We start from the raw sequence: 21,166 nt of genomic DNA, 5'->3' as shown, positions 1-21,166 counted from the left end.
GATGAGTATCAAACTTCGACTCCTCGCCGCAGCCGATCTCTTCAACCGTTACCGCATTGTCTTCGCCCATGCCTGGCAGAACCGGCGCGCCATGCAAGGGCCCGGCTATACGAGTCACGAAGCCCACTTCCTGCCGGCGGCACTTTCCCTGCAGGAGACCCCCGTATCACCCGCGCCTCGCATCGCCATGTGGCTGCTGATTGCGTTCGCTGTGCTGGCCTTGCTTTGGGCCATCTTTGGGCGAATTGACGTGGTGGCCAGTGCGCAGGGACGCATTGTGCCCAATGACCGTGTCAAGACCCTGCAGTCACTGGAGCGTGCAACCGTCAAAGCCATCCACGTGACGGATGGGCAAGCTGTCAAGGCTGGCGATGTTCTTGTAGAACTCGATGCGACCTTTACCCAAGCCGACCAGGATCGGCTCGCCAGTGAACTGAACAGCGCCCGATTGCAGGTGCAGCGTGCCAGAGCGCTGCTGCAAGCGCTCGATAGCGGACAGTTACCGGTACTGGGCAAGATGGATGGCGCGGATGATTTGCTGCGCGCACAGGCACAAAGCCTTCTCACGAGTCAGTACAGCGAATATCAGGCCAAGCGTAGTCGTATGGCCTCTGACATTGCCCAGCGCGAAGCCGAGCTTCGCAGTACGCAGGAGCAAGTTCGCAAGCTGGAGCAGACTGTGCCGATTGCCCGTCAGCGCGCGGAGGACTACAAGAATCTCGCCAATCAGAACTTCGTATCGCGGCATGGCTACCTGGAGAAAGAACAGGCACGCATTGAGCTGGAGGGTGATCTTGCCAATCAGCGCAGCAAGCTGCAGGAAATCGAGGCAGCGCTTCAGGCTGCCCGTTCGCAGCAGGTATCTTTGCTGACTGAGACCCGGCGCAATGCGCTCGACAGTGCCAACGAGGGCGTGCAGAAGGCAGCGAGCCTGGAGCAGGAGCTGCGCAAGGCGACTTCCCGCAATGCCGATACTCGGCTCGTAGCGCCCGTCGACGGCACCGTGCAACAGCTGAGCGTTCACACCGTTGGCGGGGTCGTCAAGGAAGCCGAGCCCTTGATGATCATCGTGCCCAAAGACAATCCGCTGGAGATTGAGGCGATGATTGAGAACAAGGACATTGGCTTCGTTAATGCCGGACAGGTGGCTGCGGTGAAGGTGGAAACGTTCCAATACACCAAGTACGGCACGATTCCAGCGACGGTTACCAGTGTGTCGACGGATGCCATCAATGACGAGAAGCGGGGTCTGATCTACACCGCAAGGGTCAAGATGAGCAGATCGAGCCTGGTGGTGGAAGGCAAGACAGTGAATCTTTCGCCGGGCATGGCGGTGGGCGTAGAGATCAAGACGGGACGGCGGCGCGTGATCGAGTACTTCCTCAGCCCGCTTATCCAGTACTCGCAGGAAAGCTTGAGGGAGCGTTAAAACAGGGCCTGCGGTCGCTGGCCCTGATCGTTGAGCCTGATCCTCAACTACCGATACGCCCACCATCCTTCTTGGTGATGACGATGGTGGCCGAGCGCGGGCGCTTGCCGGGGCCATAGCCGGCGTTGGCAGGCCACTGGCTGGTGTACTTCGCCGGATCGGCGATATTCGCCGGTGAGGTCGTCTCGCCCGGATGCTGGATGTTGATGAACAGTGCCTTGCCGTCAGGCGTTTCGCACAGGCCGGTGATTTCGCAATCGACCGGGCCGACGAGGAAGCGCTTGAGCGTCTTGTCGGTGGCCTGGGCGCCGACGAAGGTGTCGACAGACAGCGTGCTGCCATCGGCCTTCTTGTAGCTGAGCGTCTTCTTCTCGCCATCACCGACCTTGCCCGGCGTGGCCGCGAGCAGCATGCAGTTGCTGACATCGGTGTAGGCGCTGTCGTCGGTCTGGATCCAGCAGATGCCGGTCGCCTGGCTGAAGGCGATGCCGTCGGGGCTGGAGAAGTCCTGGTCGGGGGTCAGGCCGGAGAGGTTGATTGAACGCGGCGCGCCCGCTTCGGCACCGAAGAGGTAGACGTCCCAGCTCAGGCGGTTGTTGCCATCGTCGCGGATGCGCAGGATGTGGCCGTTGGGGTTGCCGCTCTGCAGGGTCGCGGTGTCCTTGACGTCGGTGTAGGCGCGCGGGTTGGCCGAGTCAGGGGCGAGTTGCGAAGTGCCCGAAGGATTGACGCTGCGGTTGTTGTTGTTGGTCAGCGTGTAATAGACCTCGCCGGTCACCGGATGCACAGCGCACCATTCAGGGCGATCCATCTTGGTGGCGCCTGCTGCGTCACCCGCGATGCGGGTGTTGATGCAGATGTCGGCCTGGTTGGCGAAGCGGTAGGCGCTGTAGCCGGCGAGTGCCGGATTGCTGGTGTTCAGTTCCAGCCACTCACCCGTGCCGTCGGCATTGAAGCGCGCGACGAAGAGCTTGCCGTCGTCGAGGTACTTGGCACCCACAGCGAGGCGGTCTGCCGCGTTGGCGTCGGCCGGATTCCAGTTGGCGTTCGACACAAACTTGTAGATGTACTCATTGCGCGCGTCGTCGCCCATGTAGACGGTGAGCGGCTGGCCTGCGGCGACCTTGCCGAAGGCGGCGCTCTCGTGTGCGAAGCGGCCCAGCGCGGTGCGCTTCTTCGCCTTCTTCGTGCGGTCATAGGGGTCGATCTCGACGACGTAGCCGAAGGTGTTCATCTCGTTGCGGTAGTCGTCCGAACCGTCAGCCGAGGTGCCGGTCTTGTTGTTGCTCCAGCGCACGTACTTGTCTTCGTTGCCAGCCGACTCCCAGCCATGGCGCGAAGCCGAACCTTCGGCGCGGCCGTAGCGCTTGAGCGCGAATACGCTCTTGTCATTGCCACGCGCGGCGTCGTCGCCCTTGGCGCGAGCGAAGTAGCCGTTCCAGTTCTCTTCGCCCGTCAGCAGCGTGCCCCAGGGCGTGCGGCCGGTGCCGCAGTTGTTGAGCGTGCCGCGTGCGCGCAGGGCGTCGGGCGAATACTTGGTGACGAGCTGGGCGTCGCCGCGCGCCGGGCCGGCGATTTCCAGCTCGGTCTGCGTGGTCAGGCGGAAGTTGAAGGGCGAGGCAGGGACGTACGCCCACTTGCTGCCGCGCGCCTTGCGCACTTCAACGACCGACACGCCATGGATGGCGAGTTCCTTGTCGACTTCGCTCGCCGGGCGCGGCAGGCTCATCTTGCCGCCATCAGCGTGCAGGAAGAAGGAGCTCAGCTTCGAGTCGGTCGTCGCTTCGTGGTTCATGCCCAGCAGGCCGCGTTCGGTTGCCGTCCAGGAAGGCTTGCCGTCACCGGACAGACCGAACCATTCCATGCCGTCGTGGTGGTCGCCGGCACGGTTCTCGTAATCGGTGTCAGTGCCGTCGTTCTTGTACGCTGGTGTGCTGGCGTTGAGTGGGTCGCCCAGCGCGTAGATGATGGTGTAGGTGTAACCGTCCGCCACGACCACCTTGTCGGCAAGGCTTTTGCCAATGGCCTTGAAGCCGAGTTTGCTGACGCCAGCCTTGTGATCCGCAGCCGCCATTGCGGGCAGGCTCAGGCTGCCGAAGACGGCCATGGCACCCGTGCCGACAGCACCGCCCATGAAGTTGCGGCGGCTGATGCGCGCAGCCAGCAGGCTGTCGAAATGCGGGTTAGCGGATGTGTTGTTGTCTTCGTCGTCGAAAGCGGGGGGAGTGGGCTGGTTCATGTGGCGGGCTCCTGTCAGTCAAGCCGGCCACGGTAGCGCGGCCATGTTGCAAACCCGTGACAGGGGCTGTGGGGGCTTTTAGAGTAGCGTTTCTGTCGGAGGGCTAATGGCTTGCTCACCACCTGCGTCACAATGCCTGTGTTCAGTTGCTGAAGGGAGTTGCCATGAGGTGGATGCTTGTGTCGCTGGCTCTTTGGGCCGTGCCTTGGCCTGCGCTGGGCAAGACAGTGTTGATCGATGTGCGCACACCTGACGAGTACGCCGAAGGGCACCTGGGAACGCCATCAATATCGACCATGCCGTCATTGCGCAGCAGATATCCAAAGCCGGCGTGAGCAAGGACGATACGGTGATTCTGTATTGCCGCTCGGGGCGTCGTTCGGGTGTTGCCCAGCAGACGCTGCGCAGCATGGGCTACAAGGATGTGCAGAACTACGGCGGACTGGACGAGGCACGCAAACGCTTGCAGAAGCCGTGAGCGCGCCGCCTACTCTGGCTGGCGCAGACGCGCCACAGCATCGCGTACGCGCTGTGTGTCGAACTCTGTTTCGCTGACGCCAAGTTTCTGGCGGATTGCTTTGCACGGCGTATCCGGGGGCACCTTGTCCTGCGTGAAGCCCAGTTCGCGATAGAGCGTGTCCAGATCAACATGGAAGGTCGTCGCGACTTCGCTCAAGGTCATAAAGCCTCTGATGTTGGCCGGGTCCAGCGCGCCGTCGGTGCTGACGACTTCGGTCAGTGTTGCGGGGGACGTCTGCCAGACGCCTGCGAGTTTTGCCGCGCCCAGTGTGCCGAGAAACAACGCCAGCCCCAGTGTGGCGAGCCATCCCGGTGACACTTTGAAACGCCCCAGCGTGTTGTGCAGGAAGCTCTTGCCCTCATGCTCCGTGCCGCGCTTGCCGGTCGGGCACGTGGTGGTACAGCCGAGGCAGGCTATGCATTCGGCGGAGTGGATCACGTCCCGCCGCATCAGCGGGATATTGACCGGACATTTCTGCTCGCAGAGCCCGCAGCTGATGCAGGCATCCGTCTCGCGCCGGATACGGAAGGCGCCGAGCTTGGTCGTCAGGCCCAGAAACGCACCTAGCGGGCAGACATATTTGCAGAACACCCGGTCGTAGAACACCGAGGCAATGAGGCTCAGCAGCAGGATGCTGGCGCCGACAGCGAACTCCGCCCACATTTCGCCCAGGCCGGCGAAGGCGTGTGCGTAGGCGGCCCATGGGTCGTAGGGGCGGATGATCAGCGTGGCCGTCTGCCAGGTGAGGTACAGCGTACCGAGCAGCACCAGGTACTTGAGCCAGCGCAGCGGCTTGTCGGCGACGGCGGGCATCACGAAGTGGCGCTTGCGGAACAGGCGTTGCCCCAGTTTGCGCGAGAGCTCCTGCAGGGTGCCGAGTGCGCAGATCCAGCCGCAGAAGTAGCGCCCCACGATCAGTGCCAGCGCGATGGTCCCGGCAAGCAGCACGAGGTCGGAGTAGTACAGGCGGTTGATGAAGCCACCGCTGGCGACGAACTTGTAGAGGGTCTCCAGCCCACCAAAGGGACAGAGGGCGTCGATGGACGCGGAGCCGTCAGGGCCGCCGCCCAGTAGCTGATGGCGAATGGCAGCTGTCGTGACCAGTGCCAGGAATGCCAGCTGGGTGAGCAGGCGGTAGGCCGGGACGCGCGAGGTGTTCTTGCTCATGGTGATTCTCCCTGATCGACTCTGCGGACGACAGCGATCAGCGTGGGCTGAGCGCTGTCGTGTGCGGTGACATGCACTCAGAGAGCGCGTCCCGGGCAGTTTTCGGCACGCATGCCTTGCATGCGACCTGTGCCGCGCGGGTTGCCGACGGCTCCGGTCTGCATGGAGTGCATGCCACCTCTGGTTTGGGCGCGCATCGCCTGAGCTTCGGCGAGGCTCAGCTTGCCGTCCTTATCCGTATCCAGGGCATCAAAGTGCTGCGCCATGTGGGGCAAGGTTTTCTCGGTCTCGGCGCGCGTGAGCAGGCCGTCCTTGTCGGTGTCGGCAAGTTGAAAGTGTTCGGTGAGATGGCCCTGTGGCGCGAAGCCGGCGGCGCCTTGTCCGCGTGCAGGGCCGTTCTGGGCGAGGGCTGCGCTGGCGAGCAGGGCGGCGGCGAGGGCGGTGAGGGTGATGCGAGTGGTGGTTTTCATGATGCGCTCCTTGACAGGTGTAACCGCCAGCGCAAAAGGCGCGGCGGATTCGTCTCTGTTGGGCACATCGACCGGCGAGGCCGGTGAGGGCTTTGCGTGGCATAGCCGGATGGCATGCCGTGCTGTGGTATGAGTCCAGTATGGTCAGATTGCGCTTGCGAGCTGTTTCACAAGCGCGAGCATTTGTATCGGGATGTGAGGCGTTCAGCTGCGGAGCGATTGGATACCCAACCCCAGCGCCACGCACAGCAACAGCAGGGCAAAGGCGCGTTGCACATGTGCAGGGGAGAGAAAATGAGCGAGGCGGCGGCTCGCCAGCATGCCGCTGACGGCGCTGAGTGTGAAAACCACGCCCAGGGACAGTGACATCTCTACGCCATGCCACAGGTTGCTGAGCACCCCGCCGACGCTGATGAGGGCGATGACAAGGAGTGCAGTGGCTACACGGCCGTGTGCTGAGAGCTGAGTGAAGCGCCCCAGCATCGGTACGATGATGAAGCCGCCGCCCACGCCAAGCAGGCCGGCCATGAAGCCAGTCACGGCCCCGATGCTGCCCAGCACACCGGCGGTGGTGGCCGTCCAGATGAAGCGGCCGCTGTATGGATGGATGGGGCCGAGTGCACAGAGTGTGGCCGTTGCGTCATGGCCCCCGGCTTGCGCTGATTGCCGCCAGCTTCGCACGGCGGTGATCAGCATGACGATGACGAAAATCTGCATCACCCGTTCATGGGGCAGCGCATGGGCAGCGCTGACGCCCACCAGGGTGAAAGGCAGGCTGACAAGCGCGACGAGCATTGCGGCGCGGTAGCGCACTAGCCCGTGGCGCAAGCCCTCGATGGCGCCGGCGCCTGCAGCGCTGGCTATGGCGAGCAATGCGACGGGCGCGGCTTGCTGCATGGAGAGCCCGAGGCCGGCAACCAGTGCGGGCACGGCGAGCACGCCGCCCCCCGCGCCAGTAATACCCATGATGGCGCCGACACCCAGGCCGATCAGGATGGCGGAGAGCATCAGGGGGCCTGTTTGCGCTGCAGCTGCGCGAAGACGAGCATGCCGGCCAGCATGGCGGCTGCGAACAGAATGCCTTTGACATTCAGCGCACCGACGAGCACCAGCGCGGGGCCGGGGCAGATGCCGGCGAGCCCCCAGCCGATGCCGAACAGCAGGCTGCCAAGAATGAGCCGGCGGTCGACCTGGCGGGTGTCGGGCAGCGTGATAGTGGCTCCTTGCAGGGTGTGGCCGCGCCGCCTGGCCCACGCGAAGGCCGGCGCCGCGACGCCGATGGCGCCGAGCATGACGAAAGCGAGCGAGGGGTCCCAGTGACCCGCCAGGTCGAGGAAGCCAATCACCTTGGCCGGGTTGCTCATGCCCGAGACGATCAGGCCGAGGCCGAACAGCAGGGCTGCGAGGAATGCGCCGAGTGCCTGCATGGTTCAGCCTCCTGCCAGGTGGCGCAGCACGAACACCGTGCCGAAGCCTGCCGCCATGAAGCTCAGCGTGGCCACCATTGAGCGCAGCGACAGGCGCGAGAGCCCGCACACACCATGGCCGCTCGTACAGCCTGCGGCATAGCGCGTACCGACCCCGACCAGCAGGCCGGCAATGACCAGCTGAACGGAGCCGGTGTCGATCTGGATGACGGGCAGCGCGGCGAACAGCTGCCAGAGCAGCGGCGCGGCAACCAGCCCCGCGACGAAGCACAGGCGCCAGATACGGTCTGCCGGCCACTGCAACAGGCCGCCGAGAATGCCGCTGATGCCGGCAATGCGGCCCCACAGCAGCACCAGCGCGGCCGCCGAGGCGCCGATGAGTGCGCCGCCAAGCAGCGATGCCAGCGGAGTAAAGGCGTCCAGATCGATCTGCATGGGGCTCACCGTGCGGGGCAGTAGAGTTGATAGAGGGTGCCGAGAAGCTGCAGCACCTTGGGATCGGCGACGGAATAGAAGATGCGTTTGCCGTCGCGTCGTGTGCTCACCAGACCCTCGTTGCGCAGCACGCCCAGCTGCTGCGAGAGGGTGGGCTGGTGGATGTCCAGCAGTTCCTCAAGCTCGCTGACGGCCTTTTCGCCCTGGCTGAGCTGGCACAGCAGCAGCAGGCGGTCGGCGTTGGCGAGGGCGCGCAGCACGCTGGTGGCCTGGTCGGCGGCGCTGCGCATCTGATCGATGTCGAGGGAGGCGGCTTCCATTGATCTGATCCAAACAATTTACTTGAAAATAGTTTATACATTGATAGTATGTAAAGCAATATATTGTTTGGACGGTGTTGAAAATGCCTGCGCAAAGCCTGAGCCCACAGATCGAGCCCTTTTACGACGCGGTCACCGGCACGGTGGCCTACGTGGTGTTCGACCGCGCGGGCGGCCGCGCGGCGCTGATCGACCCGGTGCTGGACTTCGATGCCAAGTCGGGCCGCACGCACACGACGCTTGCCGAGCGCATGGTGGCGTTTGTGCGGGACGAGGCGCTGACGGTGGACTGGATACTGGAGACCCATGCGCACGCCGATCACCTCTCGGCCGCGCAATACCTGAAGCAGCAGCTTGGCGGCAAGGTGGCGATTGGCGCGCGCATCCGGCAGGTGCAGGGCGTGTTCAAGCGCCTCTTCAATCTGGAGGCGGAGTTCGCACCGGATGGTTCGCAGTTCGATCACCTGTTCAATGGCGACGAAGTCTTCGCCATCGGCGCGTTGAGCGCGCGCGCACTGTATGTGCCGGGTCACACGCCAGCGGACATGGCCTACCAGGTGGGCGACGCGGTGTTCGTCGGCGACACCCTGTTCATGCCCGACGTGGGGACGGCGCGCTGCGACTTCCCCGGCGGCGATGCGGCAACGCTCTACCGCTCGGTGCGCCGCCTGCTCGACATGCCGCCGGAGACGCAGCTTTACATGTGCCACGACTACCCTCCGACACCGCGCGCGCCGCTGTGGGTCAGCACGGTGGCCGAGCAGCGCGCGCACAACATCCACGTTCGGGATGGCATCAGCGAAGCCGACTTTGTCGCCATGCGCACGGCACGCGATGCGACGCTGGATGTGCCCGTCCTGATCATTCCTTCCGTGCAGGTCAACATCCGCGCGGGCGCCATGCCGCCCGCAGAGGCCAATGGTGTGTCCTACCTGCGCCTGCCGGTCAACGTTTTCTGAGTTTTACTCCGTATGTCACAACCTGTATGTCACAAGACAAGGAGTCGTCATGAAAAGCAATGTCGGAACCATTGATCGTACGCTGCGCATCCTGTTGGGGCTTGCGCTCATCGCGGGTGCAGCGACAGGCGTGTTGGGGGCGTGGGGCTGGGTCGGCGTCGTGCCGTTGGCGACAGGCATCTTCCGTTTCTGTCCGGCTTACCTGCCGTTCGGCTTGAGCACCTGCCGCGTCAAGCAAGCGGACTGAGGTACGCCATGAGCATCCCGAACTACCGCGAACACACGCGCGCCATCGGTCAGAACCTGAGCGCACTGCGCGAAGACCTGCCGGCAGTGATGAAGGCTTTCAACGAGCTGGGCAAGGCGGCGTCCAGCGACGGCGTGCTGGATCGCAAAACCAAGGAGCTCATCGCACTGGCGCTGGGCGTGGCCGCACGCTGCGATGGGTGCATCGGCTTTCACGTGCAGACGCTCGTGAAGCTGGGTGTGACCAAAGCCGAGCTGGAGGAGACGCTGGCGATGGCGGTGTACATGGGCGGCGGCCCGTCGCTGATGTACTCCGCCAACGCGCTGGCGGCGTTCGACGAGTTGTCGAACACCGCCTGACGGCGCCTCAGTGCTGCAGGATGCGCGACAGGAACTGCTGCGCGCGTTCTGACCGGGGCTTGCCGAAGAAGTCGTCCTTGCTGGCGTCCTCAACGATGTGGCCCTGATCCATGAAGATCACCCGGTGCGCCACTTTGCGCGCGAAGCCCATCTCGTGTGTGACCACCATCATGGTCATGCCTTCCTGCGCGAGTTCGACCATGACGTCGAGCACCTCGTTGATCATCTCGGGGTCGAGTGCCGAGGTGGGTTCGTCGAAGAGCATGCAGATCGGGTCCATCGACAGGGCACGCGCAATGGCGACCCGCTGTTGCTGACCACCCGAGAGTTCGCCGGGGAACTTGTTGGCGTGCGCCTTGAGGCCTACGCGGTCGAGCAGCTTGAGGCCGCGTTCGATGGCTTCATCAGACTTGCGACCCAGCACCTTGACCTGACCGATGGCGAGATTCTGCGTAATCGACAGGTGAGGGAAGAGTTCGAAGTGCTGGAACACCATGCCCACGTGCGAGCGCAGCTTGGGCAGATCGGTCTTGGGGTCGTGCACGCTGGTGCCATTGACGATGATGCTGCCTTGCTGAATCGGCTCCAGCGCATTGACCGTCTTGATCAGCGTGGATTTGCCGGAGCCCGAGGGGCCGCAGACGACGACCACTTCACCTTTCTGGACATTGGTGCTGCAGTCGGTAAGGACCTGGAATTTGCCGTACCACTTGGAAACGTTCTTGATATCAATCATGTCGTTGAACTCAGCGAATGATGGCGATGCGCTTGTGCAGGCGCTTGACCAGGGTGGAGAGCGAGAAGCAGATGGCGAGATAGATAAGCGCTGCGAAGGTATACATCTCAACCGGGCGGTTGTAGGTCTTGCCCGTTACCTCGGCCGCGTGCAGCAGGTCGGATGCGCCGATGGCGTACACCAGCGACGTGTCCTGGAAGAGCACAATGACCTGGGTGAGCAGCACCGGCACCATGTTGCGGAAGGCCTGCGGCAGGATGACGTATCGCATGCTCTGCGAGTAAGTCATGCCTATGGCGAAGCCGGCGTTCACCTGCCCTTTCGGAATGCTCTGGATGCCGGCGCGGATGATCTCGCAGAAGAAGGCAGCCTCGAACAATGTGAAGGTGATGAGGGCAGAGGTCTCCGGCTTGATGCGCACAACGAAGGGAATCAGCAGGAAGAACCAGAGGATCACCATCAGCAGCGGGATCGAGCGCAGGGTGTCGACATAGATTGCAGCCGGGGTGCGCAAGAACTTGATGCTCGACAGACGGGCCAGTGCGAGCAGGGTGCCAAGCACGACGCCGCCGCAGGTGGCGATGACGGTAAGGGCCAGGCTGAACTGGAAGCCTTTCCAGACGAAGGGAAGGCTGTTGGGGATGACGCTGAAATCGAAACTCATCAGTGACTCGCAATCAGGCCGGGGACTCGGGTACGCCGCTCAATCAACAGCATCAGGCGGTTGGCAGCAAAGGCGCAAAGGAAGTACAGCAGCGTTGCGACGGTGAGGGTTTCGATGACCTGTCCGCCGGACTCTTCCACCATTTGCCGTGAGACGAAGGTCAGGTCCCATACGCCGATGGCAAACGAGACGGCCGAATTCTTGAAGGTATTCATGAACTCGGAAGTGAGCGGCGGAATGATGATGCGCAGGGCCATCGGCAAGATGACGTGGCGGTAGGTCTGTGCCTGCGTGAAGCCCAGCGCAAGACCCGCATTGCGCTGCCCGCGCGGCAGGCTCTGGATGCCGGCGCGTACCTGTTCGGCGACACGCGCCGAGGTGAAAAATCCCAGAGCAACGGCGGCGGTAATGAATTCCTTGGCCGGCATGTCCTGCTTGACCCACATCGACAGATCACGCGGAAGCAGTTCGGGCACGACAAAGAACCACAGGAAGAGCTGCACCAGAATGGGGATGTTGCGGAAGATTTCCACCCAGATGGTGCCGATCATGGCGACGCGGCGGTTGGGCACGGTGCGCAGGGTGCCCATGACGAGACCGAAAAGCAGCGCAATCAGCCAGGCGGTGAGCGAGACGGCGACTGTCCAGCCCAGACCGATGAACATCCAGTCCAGAAAAGTGTGGTCGCTGGACGAGACTTGCTGGAGGAAGATTCCCCAGTTCCAGTTGTAATTCACATCGACTCCTTGTTGTTGTGGCGCGGGGCCGGAGCAGGCCCCGCGCTGGACTGCGACTGCGATTACTTCTTGTAGGACTCAGCCGGATTGTCATTCGGATTCGCGATCGCGCCCTTGAGGGCGTCGCTCATCGCGAAGTTCAGACTGATGTTCTTCGGCGGAATCGGGGAGAGGAACCACTTGGTGTAGAGCTTGTTGATCTCGCCGGACTTCATCAGACCTTTGACGCTGTCATCGACCAGCGCTTTGAACTGCGGGTCGTCACGACGAAGCATGATCGCAATGGGCTCGGTCGACAGGGCCGGCCCCACGATGGCGTACTGGGCAGCGTTCTGCGAATTGGAGATCAGGCTGGCCAGCAGGTTGTCATCCATCACAAATGCGACCGCGCGATCCGATTCGAGCATCAGGAAAGAGTCGGCGTGATCCTTGCCATAAACCTCCTTGAAGTCGACGTTCTTGCCCTTTTCGTGCGCGCGCATCAGGGCCACGCTGGTGGTGCCCGTCGTGGTCGCAACCGGCTTGCCGGACAGCTGGTCGAGTTCGGTGATGCCCGAGGCTTTCTTGACAGCCATGCGGACGTTGGTCACGAAGGTCGTCGGCGCGAAGGCGACCTGCTTCTGGCGGTCGGCGTTGTTGGTGGTTGATCCGCACTCAAGATCCACGGTGCCATTGACGGTCAGTGGAATGCGATTCTGCGAGGTGACGACCTGCTCGGCGACCTTGAGGCCAGGCATCTTGAGCCTGGCTTTTACGGCATCAACAATCTTGTAGCAGATGTCGATGTGGTAGCCGACAACCTTCTGGTTGCCATCCAGGTAGGACAGAGGGCCGGATGATTCGCGGATGCCCAGGGTCAGCGTGCCGGAATCCTTGACCTTCTTGAGCGTGCCGGTAAGTTCTTCCGCGCTCTGGGCATGAGCATTGAAACTCAGGGTGCTGGCGACGGCAGCGGCGATGAGCAGTAATTTCATCGTACAGACCTCCTGTGGAGAAAAGATGGGTTTGAGAACCCGGAATGTATTGCAACAAGCGGGCCAGAGACCTGAGGGAGCAAAGCCACGGCCGCGGTCGGCAACGTGGCCATACGCTGGCATGCTGCGTGGCCTGGTCACAATCGTGGATTCCCGCAGTGCTGCCAAGACTTCAGTGCAAACGGCCGACCCACGGGCATCCTGTCACGGATTGCGCCTTATGGAGGCCCTATACTGAGGGCCCGAAAACCGTCTTTTCTCTGCCCATGCCCGCTCGAAATTTCCGCTTTGCGCGGATCGTGAATATTTGTGTCGCGCTCTCTCTGGCGGGCATTCCGGCTATCAGTGCGGCCGATTCAGCCAGTGCTGCGCGTTATTACGAGGACGGCTTGGCGCGGTACAAGAAAGACGACGTGCCGGGCGCCATCATCCAGCTCAAGAATGCACTGCAACAGGACAACAAGCTGCTGGCGGCTCATGTGCTGCTGGGCAAGGCGCTGTTGCGGTCGGGTAATCCACCGGCGGCCGAGGCGGCTTTCAACGAAGCGCTGAAACTGGGTGTCAGCCGCAGCGAGGTCTATCCCTCGCTGGGGCGTGTCTGGCTGCAACTGGGGCAGCCCAAGCAGATCATCGAGAGGCTGAATCCGGATGACCTGCCAGTGGCGTCGCGCGTCGAGGTGCTGTCGATCCGCGGCATCGCCTACGCCGAGCAGGGCAACTACCCGGCGGCTGCACGCAGTTTCGAGACGGCGCGTGGCCTTGATGCCAATTCGCTGATTCCCCTGGTTTCGGAAATTCCGGTGCTGCTGACGCAGGCGCAGATTGATCGGGCTAAAGCGCTCAGCGAGAAAGCAATCACGATAGATCCGAACAGCGCGGATGCCTGGAACATGCATGCCTCGACAGCGCATGCTGCGATGGATATCAAGACGGCACTGGAGCGTTACAGCAAAGCCCTGCAGCTCGACCCGCAGCACGTCGATGCGAGGATTGCACGCGCTTCCATCCTGCTCGATCTCAAGCGCGACGCCGAGGCGGCCAAAGATCTGGAAGAGCTGAAGAAGCTGGTGCCGGACGAGGCGCGGGTGGCTTATCTGCGTGCAGTCATCGCCGGTCGCCAGGGCAGGACAGCAGAGGTACAGGCCTCGCTCAAGAAAATCGTCGAAGTCGTGGATGGCTTGCCGGCCTCCTGGCTTGCGACGAGGGAGCAGTTCCTCATGCTCGGGGGCGTCGGCCACCATGGGCTCGGCGAGTTCGTGAAGGCGCGCGCCTATCTCGAATCCGTGATCAACCTGAACTCCCGTAACCTCGGCGCGCGCAAGCTGCTGGCGTCCATTTATCTCGACAGCAAGGATTACGCATCGGTCGAGCGCACGCTGGACCCCATCCTGCGCAGTCTGCCTAATGATCCGCAGACGCTGTATCTCATGGGGCAGATGCGTCTGGCGCAGAAGCGCTATGTGCAGGCCTCCGAGTTGCTGGACCGCGCATTGAAGGCGGGGGGCGACTCAGCTGAAGTGCGTGCAGCCATCGGCTTCACGCAGCTTGGTCTCGGGGAAGGTGCTGCGGGCGTCAAGAGTCTCGAGCTGGCGTTTGCACGTAAACCGGGGGACCCCAAGGTCGGCCTTGCTCTGGCGACCCAGTACCTCAGCAGCAATCAGGGCGCCAAGGCCATTCCCGTCATCGACGCGGTCGCCAAGGCCGAGCCCGAGAACCTCGCTACACGTAACGCGCAGGGGGCGGTGCATGCAGCGGCGGGTGACCTGGCCGGTGCGCGAAAGATCTACGAATCCATACTCGCCAAGGACCCGAACTTTGCGCCCACCGTGCTCAATTTCGCCAAGCTGGAGCGCGCGGAGGGCCGTACGGAAGAAGCACGCAAACGCCTGAGCGCCCTGCTGAACCGTACTCGTGATGATGACAACGCCATGTACGAGATGGGGCAGCTGGAGCAGGCTATCGGGCGCAGGGCCGAGGCTCTGCGCTGGTTTGAGCAGGCTTTCCTGCAGCGCAAGACCAACGTACGCGCAGGCATTTCGCTGGTGGATGCGCAGCTGGCGAGCGGCAAGACGGCAGAGGCCGTGAAGACGGCCAAGGAGCTCGTCGATGCGAACCGCGGCAACATTGATGCGTTGTCGGCACTGTCGCAGGCACAGCTCTCTGCCGGCGACCGCCCCGGGCTGCTGCAGTCGCTGAAGGAGCTGACCTCACTTGCCGAGTACGACGCGCTTCTGCAATTGCGCATTGGTCGCATGCACCTTCTCGCCGGCAATGCCGATGGCGCTGCGTGGAATGCGCAGAAGTCCCTCGCCGCTGCGCCCAACAACCTGGGGGCCATGTCGCTGATGGCGGATGCCGAACTGACGCGCAAGGCCTGGCCCAAGGCGGAAAGTCTTGCGCACGAGCTGCAGACGCGCTACCCGAAGAGCGCCGAAGGCTTCCGCATCGCTGGCGATCTCGCGACAGCGCGCGGTAATGCCGCCGCTGCGGCCGACGCCTACCGCGCAGCCCTGGACCGCGAGCCCTCGACCATCGCCGTTCAGCGCGTTGTGCACGCGCTGTTGCTGGGCAAGGACCCGGGCAAGGCGCAGGACACCATTAACGCCTGGCTGGCCAAGCACCCCACCGACCTCGGCGCCCGTGCTGCGCTCGCTGAGGTGCACATGCGGACAGCCAACTGGAAGGGCGCGCGCGAGCAGTTCGAAAAGGTTCTCGCCGTACGGCGCGACGATGTCGGCATCCTCAACAATCTCGCCACCGTCCTGCAGAAGCTGCGTGACCCGAGTGCCATGTCGGTCGCCGAACGCGCGTGGAAGCTGGCGCCGCAAGACCCCAATGTGATCGACACCTACGGCTGGAGTCAGGCCCAGGCGGGGCAGTATGATGCCGCCCTCCGTTTGCTGCGGGATGCGCGTCTGCGGAACCCCGAAAACCTGGAGACCCGCTATCACCTGGCCTGGACGCTGGGCAAGCTGGGCCGCAAGGCCGAAGCCCGCGAAGAGCTGGCGCCGGTGCTGAAGGCCGGCAGCGCGTTCGAGGCGCAGGAAGAGGCGCGTGCGCTGAACCGGGAGCTGGGTGGCTGAGTCGTGCTCGCAGCCTCCCCAAGACTATTCCGCTGAACACAATCCGACCTGTCGCCAAATTTGACGCTCTGTGTCAGTCGCTTGTTTTTGCTGCATTCAAGCTATTGATATTTATTGAAATTATTGTTGTGGACTGATGCTTGCTACAAGGTCTGCAAAGAAACCGGATTTATCGAGGCTTTCATGTCCCGCATCCTCAAAACCGCTGTTGTACTTGCTGCGCTGGCTGGCTCCCAAGCCGTGCTGGCTTCGGCAACCTACAACTTCACGTCGACAGGGTCTGCATCTACGACCTGCGACAGCTTCACGACCAGCTGCTACGGCAACACCCGTTCCTACACCGCGACCGAATCGGTCAGCGGCTCGGCGATCTCCATGACCGTCAAGGCTTATTCGAATACGGGTACCGCAAGCAGCGCAGCGACCAACGCCAATGCCGTCCTGCAGGACGCTTATCTGGGTTACTACTCCGGCGGCGGTCTGGGCATCACTAACCGCGACCAGGCTTCTTCGGCAGGCGACACATACGAAAACACGGCCCCCGAGCACGCCATCGACAACAACCAGCGCTACGACATGGCCCTGCTGAGCTTCAGCAAGAGCGTCACCCTGTCCGCCCTGTCGATCGGCTACGCGCCTTATGACTCCGACCTCAGCGTCTGGGCCTATGTCGGTACCGGCACACCGGTGCTCGACGGCGCCACCTACGCAGATTTGTTGAGCAGCGCCAGCGGCCTCGTGTCGTCTGGCTGGATCGTGGTCGGCAACTATGCTGATGTTGGCACGGGCTCCGAAGCTATCAATGCCAGCAAGGTCAGCTCCTCATACTGGTTGATCGGCGCTTACAACCCCGCCGGCACGGCAGCATCGTGCGGCTCGAACAGCAGCACCAAAAGCGCCACGGGCACAGCCGGCGACCTGGACTGCGGTGACGATTACATGAAGCTGCTGTCGGTCTCGATTGCGGACCAATCGACCCCGACCACGGAAGTCCCGGAACCCGGCACCTTGTTGCTGACGGGTCTGGCACTGGCCGGTGTCGCAGCGAATCGCAAGTTCAGGAAGTAAGCGCAAGCAGCAGTAAAGCAGTACAGCAGTACAGCAGTACAGCAGTATAAAAATCAAGAAGAGAGCATCGGTGCTTCAAAAAAGAGAAACGGCAGCCTCGGCTGCCGTTTCTCTTTTGTCGTTCCGGATTCCTTGCTTCCAGCAGCTAGCCTGACATAGCCACGCGGGCGCTTTTGCCGTAGGGCCATGTCAAAGACCCGACACGTGCCTGGCGCAGCTATCGCGTGTCCCGCATCAATCGTCGCGCCCGTGTTCGTCTTGCTGCTGAAGGGCCCACATGCGGGCGTAGTTGCCTTGTGCTTCGAGCAGGGCCTTGTGCGTGCCGCGTTCGATGACGCGTCCGCCATCGAGCACGATGATCTCGCTGGCGTTCATGACCGTGGACAGGCGGTGCGCGATGATCAGCGCCGTGCGGCCGACGGCTGCAGCTTCGAGTTGTGACTGGATGGCTTTCTCTGTCTTGGAGTCGAGCGCCGAGGTGGCTTCGTCGAAGATCAGGATGGCTGGATCCTTCAGCAGGGCGCGGGCAATGGCGACGCGCTGCTTCTCGCCGCCAGATAGCTTGAGGCCGCGCTCACCGACGCGGGTTTCGTAGCCATCAGGCAGGCTGGCGATGAAGTCGTGCAGCTGGGCGGCGCGTGCCGCAGCGAGCACTTCGGCTTCGCTGGCTTCGGGGCGGCCGTACTGGATGTTGTAGCGGATGCTGTCGTTGAACAGCACGGTGTCCTGCGGGACGATGCCGATGGCCTGCCGCAGGCTGGCCTGGGTGTAGTGGCGCAGGTCGGTGCCATTGAGCGTGATGCGACCTTGCTGGACATCGTAGAAGCGGAACAGCAGGCGTGACAGCGTGGATTTGCCGGCGCCGGAGTGGCCGACGACGGCGACGGTCTGGCCCGGAGCAATGCTCAGGCTGACGTCTTCGAGCACCGGACGGCGCGGGTCGTAGGCAAAGCCGACCGATTCGAAGCGCAGATGCACCGGCCCGTGTGGCAGGGCGACGGCGTCCGGCGCATCCTGGATCTCGCGCTCGGTGCGCAGCAGACCGAACATGCGCTCGATGTCGACGAGTGACTGGCGGATTTCGCGGTAGAGCACGCCGAGGAAGTTGAGGGGGATGTAGAGCTGAATCAGGAAGGCATTGACCAGCACGATGTCGCCGATGCTCATCTGGCCCGCGGCAACGCCCGCTGCGGCGCGCCACATCATGACCGTGACGCCGATGGCGATGATCAGCGCCTGTCCGGCATTGAGCGCCGAGAGCGAGAACTGGTTGCGGATCTGCGCGTTCATCCAGGCGCCGAGCTGTTCGTCGTAGCGGCGCGTTTCGTAGCCTTCGTTGTTGAAGTACTTCACCGTCTCGTAGTTGAGCAGGCTGTCGATGGCGCGCGCGTTGGCCGCCGAATCGAGCTCGTTGGCCTGGCGTCTCAATGCCGTTCGCCAGTTGGTGACGGTGATGGTGAAGACGATATAGCTCAACAGCGTGAGCACCGTGATCAGTGCGAAGCTCACGTCGTAGTTGCGCAGCATGATGCCCAGTACCAGCGCAATCTCCACGAGGATGGGGAGGATGCTGTAGATCGCGTAGCTGATCAGCGAGCCGATGGAGCGCGTGCCGCGTTCGATGTCACGTGTCAGGCCTCCGGTCTGGCGTTCGAGGTGAAAGCGCAGTGACAGCGCATGGAGATGCTGGAACACCTCGAGCGCAATGCTGCGCACGGCCTGTTGTGTCACCCGTGCGAACAGCAGTTCGCGCAGTTCGGTGAAGGCCGAGGTGAGAAAGCGCAGCGCGCCATAGGCCAGCAGCAGCGCGGCGGGGACGATCAGCAAGGCTTGTCCGGTAGTGAGGCTCAAGTCATCGATGACGTGCTTGAACACCAGCGGCACGGCAACGTTGGAGACCTTGGCGCCGACCAGACAGATCAGCGCCAGCGCAACGCGAAACTTGTACTGCCACACATAAGGCAGCAGCGAGCGCAGCGTCTTCCAGAGATTCAGTTCTCCGGGCGCAGTGGGCGCGGCTTGCGGCAGGCTGGCGGCGCGGCGCATGCGTTTACTTCACGACCTCGGCAATCTCGATGCGGATGCCCGTGGCATCCATGGCGGTCTCGGCCGTGAGGCCTTGCAAGTCCCCCGCTTGCGGCATCGCGTTGCCGCGCTTCGAGATGCGCGCACCGATGATGACCTTCTGCTTCGGGTCCGGTGAGCCCATCATGAGTTGGGCCTGCGCAAAGTCGAACTGGATTGGCAGCTCGCTGACTTTGAAGCGCATGCCTGCGAACGGCGGTCCGCCGGCGGCAGGGCGGGCGAAGAGGAACAGGGCGTCGTCTGGCGAGGCTTTGTCGCGCAGCGCCGCTGCGAGCGTGACGGTGCCGCGCATTTTCAGTGGCGAAGCCGCTGCCGGCGACGGCGTCACAGGCGAAGGCGCGCCAGCTTGCTTCTGCGGCATGCCACCACGCTGGCGCGCCTCGCGCAGCATCGCATCAACCGATTGAGCGAACTCGCTTTCTGGCGGTACGCGTGCCGCGATCTTTTCCCAGTCGGCGACGGCCAGCTTGAATTGCTTGCGCTCGAAAGCCAGCGTACCGGACAGCGCGAGCGCCTTGATGTTGTTGGGGTCGAGCTTGAGCGCCTGACGCACGAGCTTTTCCGGTTCGCCCTCCAGCGAACGGTTCTGGCGACTGGCGACGGCGTCTGCCCAGTCGGCATAGGTCTGCGCTTCGGGCTTCTTGCTGGCGAGCTGCGCGAACGTGGTTTCTGCCTCGGCGAAGCGACCCAGCACCATGTACGAGCGCCCCAGCATCTGCAGGCCTTCGAGATCGTCCGGATGGCGCTTCACGCGGTCGGCGAGTCCGGCCACCATGGCATCGATTTGCGCAGCAGTCGGCGCGGCGTCTTCAGCCAACGCGGCCGTGGCGCGCGGGTTCAGACCTTGCAGGTTGCCCAGCGACAGGTACAGCGCGACGGCCGCCAGCGGCAGCACGAGGGCAAGCCCTGCCGCCCACACGCGGCGGGGTTTGCCGAGGGACTGTTCAGGCGCTTCCGACTCTGCGAGTGCGCGGGCTTCGAGCTCGCCGAGCGTTTGGGCGTGCGCTTCCGCCGTAATCTTGCCGGCTGCCAGCTCGCGATCCAGGTCGGCGCGCTGCTCGCGCAGCACTCTCAGCGCCGGGCTTTCCGCATCGGTCGTAATCGCGCGCCCCTGCCACAGCGGGCGAAAGAGCAGGGCGGTGACGATCAGCAGGAGCGCCAGTGCGGCCGCAATGAACAGGAAGAATGGTGTCATGGGGAGGGAGCGCGGAGATCAGGCGTCGGGCGAATCAAGCAGGGCGCGTGCGCGGGCCTTGTCGGCATCGCTGAGTGACGTTGTGGTTTGCTGGTTGCGGCGTGCGCGCACCGTCAGCGCAAAGCCGCCCAGTGCGAGCAATAGCAGGGTTGCGGGGCCACCCCACAGCAGCAGGGTGCTGGTCTTGACGGGGGGGTCGTAGAGCACGAAGTCACCGTAGCGCTCCACCATGTAGTCGCGGATCTCGTCGTCGCTCTTGCCGGCCGCGATCATCTCGCGCACCTGGCGCTTGAGGTCATTGGCGAGGTCAGCGTTCGATTCCGCAATCGACTGGTTCTGGCAGACAAGACAGCGCAGGGTCTCGGCCAGCTTCATGACACGGGCCTCGACCACGGGGTCCGTGGCGGCGAGGGGCTGCGTGCTGAGGAATGGAAGTGCCGCTGCAATGGTGATGGTGCGCAGCGCGCTCCCCAGGTTCCATTGAGGGCAGGGGGCGTATTGCGTATCGCCTCTTGAGTGGTCAACCACGCTTGAGCTCCGCGATCTTGGGCAGCAGGATCTTGTCGAGCACTTCCTGCGTCAGCGGGCCGATGTGCTTGTAGCGGATGCGGCCATTGCCGTCGATGAGGAAGGTTTCGGGCACGCCGTACACGCCGTAGTCGATGCCGGTGCGGCCTTCGGGGTCGACGATGGAGAGCGTGTAGGGATTGCCCTCGGTGGCCAGCCACTTGAGGCCGTCATCGCGTTTGTCCTTGTAGTTGAGGCCGATCAGCGGCACCAGGCCTTGCTTCGCGAAGTCGACCAGCACCGGGTGCTCTTCGCGGCAGGCCACGCACCACGAAGCCCATACGTTGAGCAGCCAGACCTGGCCCTTCATGTTGGCGAGCGACAGGGACTTGTCGGGCTCTTGCAACTGCGCAAGCTGGAAAGCCGGTGCGGGTTTGTCGATGAGTGCCGAGGGGATCTCGCGCGGCTTCAGCTTGAGGCCTACGCCCAGCAGCACGGCAAGGGCGATGAAGATGGCAAGTGGAATGAGGGCTTTGGTTTTCATC

The 21,166-nt window shown here is 63.1% G+C and carries 22 protein-coding genes; 7 read left to right on the top strand and 15 right to left on the bottom strand.

Translation table 11 applies throughout. The features are described from left to right. Position 1 precedes the first annotated feature (1 nt). Positions 2-1,429: an HlyD family type I secretion periplasmic adaptor subunit gene (locus tag ABEA02_RS18240; protein ID WP_345534530.1), complete on the top strand. Its 1,428-nt coding sequence runs from the start codon at positions 2-4 to the stop codon at positions 1,427-1,429. Between the two features lie 43 nt (positions 1,430-1,472). Here ABEA02_RS18240 and ABEA02_RS18235 read toward each other — a convergent pair whose 3' ends face one another. Continuing rightward, positions 1,473-3,668, bottom strand: coding sequence for a PhoX family protein (locus ABEA02_RS18235; protein WP_345534529.1), 2,196 nt, complete (start codon positions 3,666-3,668; stop codon positions 1,473-1,475). Positions 3,669-3,999: 331 nt separating this feature from the next. Here ABEA02_RS18235 and ABEA02_RS18230 point away from each other — a divergent pair, with 331 nt between their 5' ends. Next, entirely contained in the window at positions 4,000-4,146 is a 147-nt protein-coding gene (locus ABEA02_RS18230; protein ID WP_345534528.1) for a rhodanese-like domain-containing protein, read from the top strand. Between the two features lie 9 nt (positions 4,147-4,155). Here ABEA02_RS18230 and ABEA02_RS18225 read toward each other — a convergent pair whose 3' ends face one another. The 6 genes from ABEA02_RS18225 to ABEA02_RS18200 all read right to left on the bottom strand — a co-directional run bounded on the left by ABEA02_RS18225 (position 4,156) and on the right by ABEA02_RS18200 (position 8,007). After that, positions 4,156-5,355, bottom strand: a complete 1,200-nt coding sequence (locus tag ABEA02_RS18225; protein WP_345534527.1) for a 4Fe-4S binding protein — start codon at positions 5,353-5,355, stop codon at positions 4,156-4,158. 77 nt (positions 5,356-5,432) lie between these two features. After that, positions 5,433-5,825 carry a hypothetical protein gene (locus ABEA02_RS18220; RefSeq protein WP_345534526.1) on the bottom strand — a complete coding sequence of 131 codons (393 nt, stop codon included), beginning with the start codon at positions 5,823-5,825 and terminating at the stop codon, positions 5,433-5,435. Positions 5,826-6,029: 204 nt separating this feature from the next. Next, positions 6,030-6,833 carry a sulfite exporter TauE/SafE family protein gene (locus tag ABEA02_RS18215; protein ID WP_345534525.1) on the bottom strand — a complete coding sequence of 268 codons (804 nt, stop codon included), beginning with the start codon at positions 6,831-6,833 and terminating at the stop codon, positions 6,030-6,032. Next, a complete protein-coding gene (locus ABEA02_RS18210; protein ID WP_345534524.1) occupies positions 6,833-7,252 on the bottom strand; it encodes a DUF6691 family protein in 420 nt (139 codons plus the stop codon). The genes ABEA02_RS18215 and ABEA02_RS18210 overlap by 1 nt, the downstream gene beginning before the upstream one ends. A gap of 3 nt (positions 7,253-7,255) precedes the next feature. Further along, complete coding sequence (locus ABEA02_RS18205) at positions 7,256-7,687, bottom strand: YeeE/YedE family protein (RefSeq protein WP_345534523.1); 432 nt, start codon at positions 7,685-7,687, stop codon at positions 7,256-7,258. A gap of 5 nt (positions 7,688-7,692) precedes the next feature. Further along, positions 7,693-8,007, bottom strand: a complete 315-nt coding sequence (locus ABEA02_RS18200) for a metalloregulator ArsR/SmtB family transcription factor (protein WP_345534522.1) — start codon at positions 8,005-8,007, stop codon at positions 7,693-7,695. An 83-nt stretch (positions 8,008-8,090) separates the two neighbouring features. Here ABEA02_RS18200 and ABEA02_RS18195 point away from each other — a divergent pair, with 83 nt between their 5' ends. Genes ABEA02_RS18195 through ABEA02_RS18185 form a run of 3 tightly spaced genes read left to right on the top strand, consistent with a single transcriptional unit; the run spans position 8,091 to position 9,572 of the window. Then, on the top strand, positions 8,091-8,966 hold the full coding sequence (locus ABEA02_RS18195) for an MBL fold metallo-hydrolase (protein ID WP_345534521.1): 876 nt from the start codon (positions 8,091-8,093) through the stop codon (positions 8,964-8,966). Positions 8,967-9,015: 49 nt separating this feature from the next. Further along, entirely contained in the window at positions 9,016-9,213 is a 198-nt protein-coding gene (locus tag ABEA02_RS18190) for a YgaP family membrane protein (RefSeq protein WP_345534520.1), read from the top strand. Positions 9,214-9,221: 8 nt separating this feature from the next. Beyond that, the gene (locus ABEA02_RS18185; protein ID WP_345534519.1) at positions 9,222-9,572 is read left to right on the top strand and encodes a carboxymuconolactone decarboxylase family protein; all 351 of its coding nucleotides are present in this window, start codon (positions 9,222-9,224) and stop codon (positions 9,570-9,572) included. 7 nt (positions 9,573-9,579) lie between these two features. Here ABEA02_RS18185 and ABEA02_RS18180 read toward each other — a convergent pair whose 3' ends face one another. The 4 genes from ABEA02_RS18180 to ABEA02_RS18165 all read right to left on the bottom strand — a co-directional run bounded on the left by ABEA02_RS18180 (position 9,580) and on the right by ABEA02_RS18165 (position 12,683). Then, the gene (locus tag ABEA02_RS18180) at positions 9,580-10,308 is read right to left on the bottom strand and encodes an amino acid ABC transporter ATP-binding protein (protein ID WP_345534518.1); all 729 of its coding nucleotides are present in this window, start codon (positions 10,306-10,308) and stop codon (positions 9,580-9,582) included. A 10-nt stretch (positions 10,309-10,318) separates the two neighbouring features. Beyond that, a complete protein-coding gene (locus ABEA02_RS18175) occupies positions 10,319-10,975 on the bottom strand; it encodes an amino acid ABC transporter permease (RefSeq protein WP_425584691.1) in 657 nt (218 codons plus the stop codon). Then, a complete protein-coding gene (locus ABEA02_RS18170) occupies positions 10,972-11,709 on the bottom strand; it encodes an amino acid ABC transporter permease (protein WP_345534516.1) in 738 nt (245 codons plus the stop codon). Before ABEA02_RS18170 ends, ABEA02_RS18175 begins: the two co-directional genes overlap by 4 nt. 62 nt (positions 11,710-11,771) lie before the next feature. Then, on the bottom strand, positions 11,772-12,683 hold the full coding sequence (locus ABEA02_RS18165) for a transporter substrate-binding domain-containing protein (protein WP_345534515.1): 912 nt from the start codon (positions 12,681-12,683) through the stop codon (positions 11,772-11,774). Positions 12,684-12,982: 299 nt separating this feature from the next. Here ABEA02_RS18165 and prsT point away from each other — a divergent pair, with 299 nt between their 5' ends. Then, complete coding sequence (gene prsT / locus ABEA02_RS18160) at positions 12,983-15,766, top strand: XrtA/PEP-CTERM system TPR-repeat protein PrsT (RefSeq protein ID WP_345534514.1); 2,784 nt, start codon at positions 12,983-12,985, stop codon at positions 15,764-15,766. Positions 15,767-15,949: 183 nt separating this feature from the next. After that, positions 15,950-16,834: an exosortase-dependent surface protein XDP1 gene (gene xdp1 / locus ABEA02_RS18155; protein ID WP_345534513.1), complete on the top strand. Its 885-nt coding sequence runs from the start codon at positions 15,950-15,952 to the stop codon at positions 16,832-16,834. A gap of 234 nt (positions 16,835-17,068) precedes the next feature. Here xdp1 and ABEA02_RS18150 read toward each other — a convergent pair whose 3' ends face one another. The 4 genes from ABEA02_RS18150 to ABEA02_RS18135 are packed head-to-tail and all read right to left on the bottom strand — an operon-like array spanning position 17,069 to position 21,165. Continuing rightward, the gene (locus tag ABEA02_RS18150) at positions 17,069-18,880 is read right to left on the bottom strand and encodes an ABCB family ABC transporter ATP-binding protein/permease (RefSeq protein WP_345534512.1); all 1,812 of its coding nucleotides are present in this window, start codon (positions 18,878-18,880) and stop codon (positions 17,069-17,071) included. 4 nt (positions 18,881-18,884) lie between these two features. Beyond that, the gene (ccmI, locus tag ABEA02_RS18145; protein WP_345534511.1) at positions 18,885-20,114 is read right to left on the bottom strand and encodes a c-type cytochrome biogenesis protein CcmI; all 1,230 of its coding nucleotides are present in this window, start codon (positions 20,112-20,114) and stop codon (positions 18,885-18,887) included. Between the two features lie 18 nt (positions 20,115-20,132). Continuing rightward, entirely contained in the window at positions 20,133-20,642 is a 510-nt protein-coding gene (locus tag ABEA02_RS18140) for a cytochrome c-type biogenesis protein (protein WP_425584689.1), read from the bottom strand. Beyond that, a complete protein-coding gene (locus ABEA02_RS18135; protein ID WP_345534510.1) occupies positions 20,635-21,165 on the bottom strand; it encodes a DsbE family thiol:disulfide interchange protein in 531 nt (176 codons plus the stop codon). The genes ABEA02_RS18140 and ABEA02_RS18135 overlap by 8 nt, the downstream gene beginning before the upstream one ends. Position 21,166: the final 1 nt, after the last annotated feature.

Origin of the sequence: Viridibacterium curvum (assembly GCF_039544165.1) — a bacterium.
GTDB classification, from domain to species: Bacteria; Pseudomonadota; Gammaproteobacteria; order Burkholderiales; family Rhodocyclaceae; genus Viridibacterium; species Viridibacterium curvum.
The sequence above is the reverse complement of the archived record's forward strand: the minus strand, read 5'-3'. Positions and strand labels throughout refer to the sequence as shown.

Bases quoted from the DNA above. Each gene is read 5' to 3' on its own strand.
- ABEA02_RS18220 (WP_345534526.1), bottom strand. From the start codon at position 5,825: ATGAAAACCACCACTCGCATCACCCTCACCGCCCTCGCCGCCGCCCTG.
- ABEA02_RS18150 (WP_345534512.1), bottom strand. From the start codon at position 18,880: ATGCGCCGCGCCGCCAGCCTGCCGCAAGCCGCGCCCACTGCGCCCGGA.
- ABEA02_RS18135 (WP_345534510.1), bottom strand. From the start codon at position 21,165: ATGAAAACCAAAGCCCTCATTCCACTTGCCATCTTCATCGCCCTTGCC.
- ABEA02_RS18205 (WP_345534523.1), bottom strand. From the start codon at position 7,687: ATGCAGATCGATCTGGACGCCTTTACTCCGCTGGCATCGCTGCTTGGC.
- ABEA02_RS18200 (WP_345534522.1), bottom strand. From the start codon at position 8,007: ATGGAAGCCGCCTCCCTCGACATCGATCAGATGCGCAGCGCCGCCGAC.
- ABEA02_RS18190 (WP_345534520.1), top strand. From the start codon at position 9,016: ATGAAAAGCAATGTCGGAACCATTGATCGTACGCTGCGCATCCTGTTG.
- ccmI (WP_345534511.1), bottom strand. From the start codon at position 20,114: ATGACACCATTCTTCCTGTTCATTGCGGCCGCACTGGCGCTCCTGCTG.
- ABEA02_RS18210 (WP_345534524.1), bottom strand. From the start codon at position 7,252: ATGCAGGCACTCGGCGCATTCCTCGCAGCCCTGCTGTTCGGCCTCGGC.
- ABEA02_RS18165 (WP_345534515.1), bottom strand. From the start codon at position 12,683: ATGAAATTACTGCTCATCGCCGCTGCCGTCGCCAGCACCCTGAGTTTC.
- ABEA02_RS18235 (WP_345534529.1), bottom strand. From the start codon at position 3,668: ATGAACCAGCCCACTCCCCCCGCTTTCGACGACGAAGACAACAACACA.
- ABEA02_RS18240 (WP_345534530.1), top strand. From the start codon at position 2: ATGAGTATCAAACTTCGACTCCTCGCCGCAGCCGATCTCTTCAACCGT.
- xdp1 (WP_345534513.1), top strand. From the start codon at position 15,950: ATGTCCCGCATCCTCAAAACCGCTGTTGTACTTGCTGCGCTGGCTGGC.
- ABEA02_RS18225 (WP_345534527.1), bottom strand. From the start codon at position 5,355: ATGAGCAAGAACACCTCGCGCGTCCCGGCCTACCGCCTGCTCACCCAG.
- ABEA02_RS18215 (WP_345534525.1), bottom strand. From the start codon at position 6,833: ATGCTCTCCGCCATCCTGATCGGCCTGGGTGTCGGCGCCATCATGGGT.
- ABEA02_RS18195 (WP_345534521.1), top strand. From the start codon at position 8,091: ATGCCTGCGCAAAGCCTGAGCCCACAGATCGAGCCCTTTTACGACGCG.
- ABEA02_RS18185 (WP_345534519.1), top strand. From the start codon at position 9,222: ATGAGCATCCCGAACTACCGCGAACACACGCGCGCCATCGGTCAGAAC.
- ABEA02_RS18180 (WP_345534518.1), bottom strand. From the start codon at position 10,308: ATGATTGATATCAAGAACGTTTCCAAGTGGTACGGCAAATTCCAGGTC.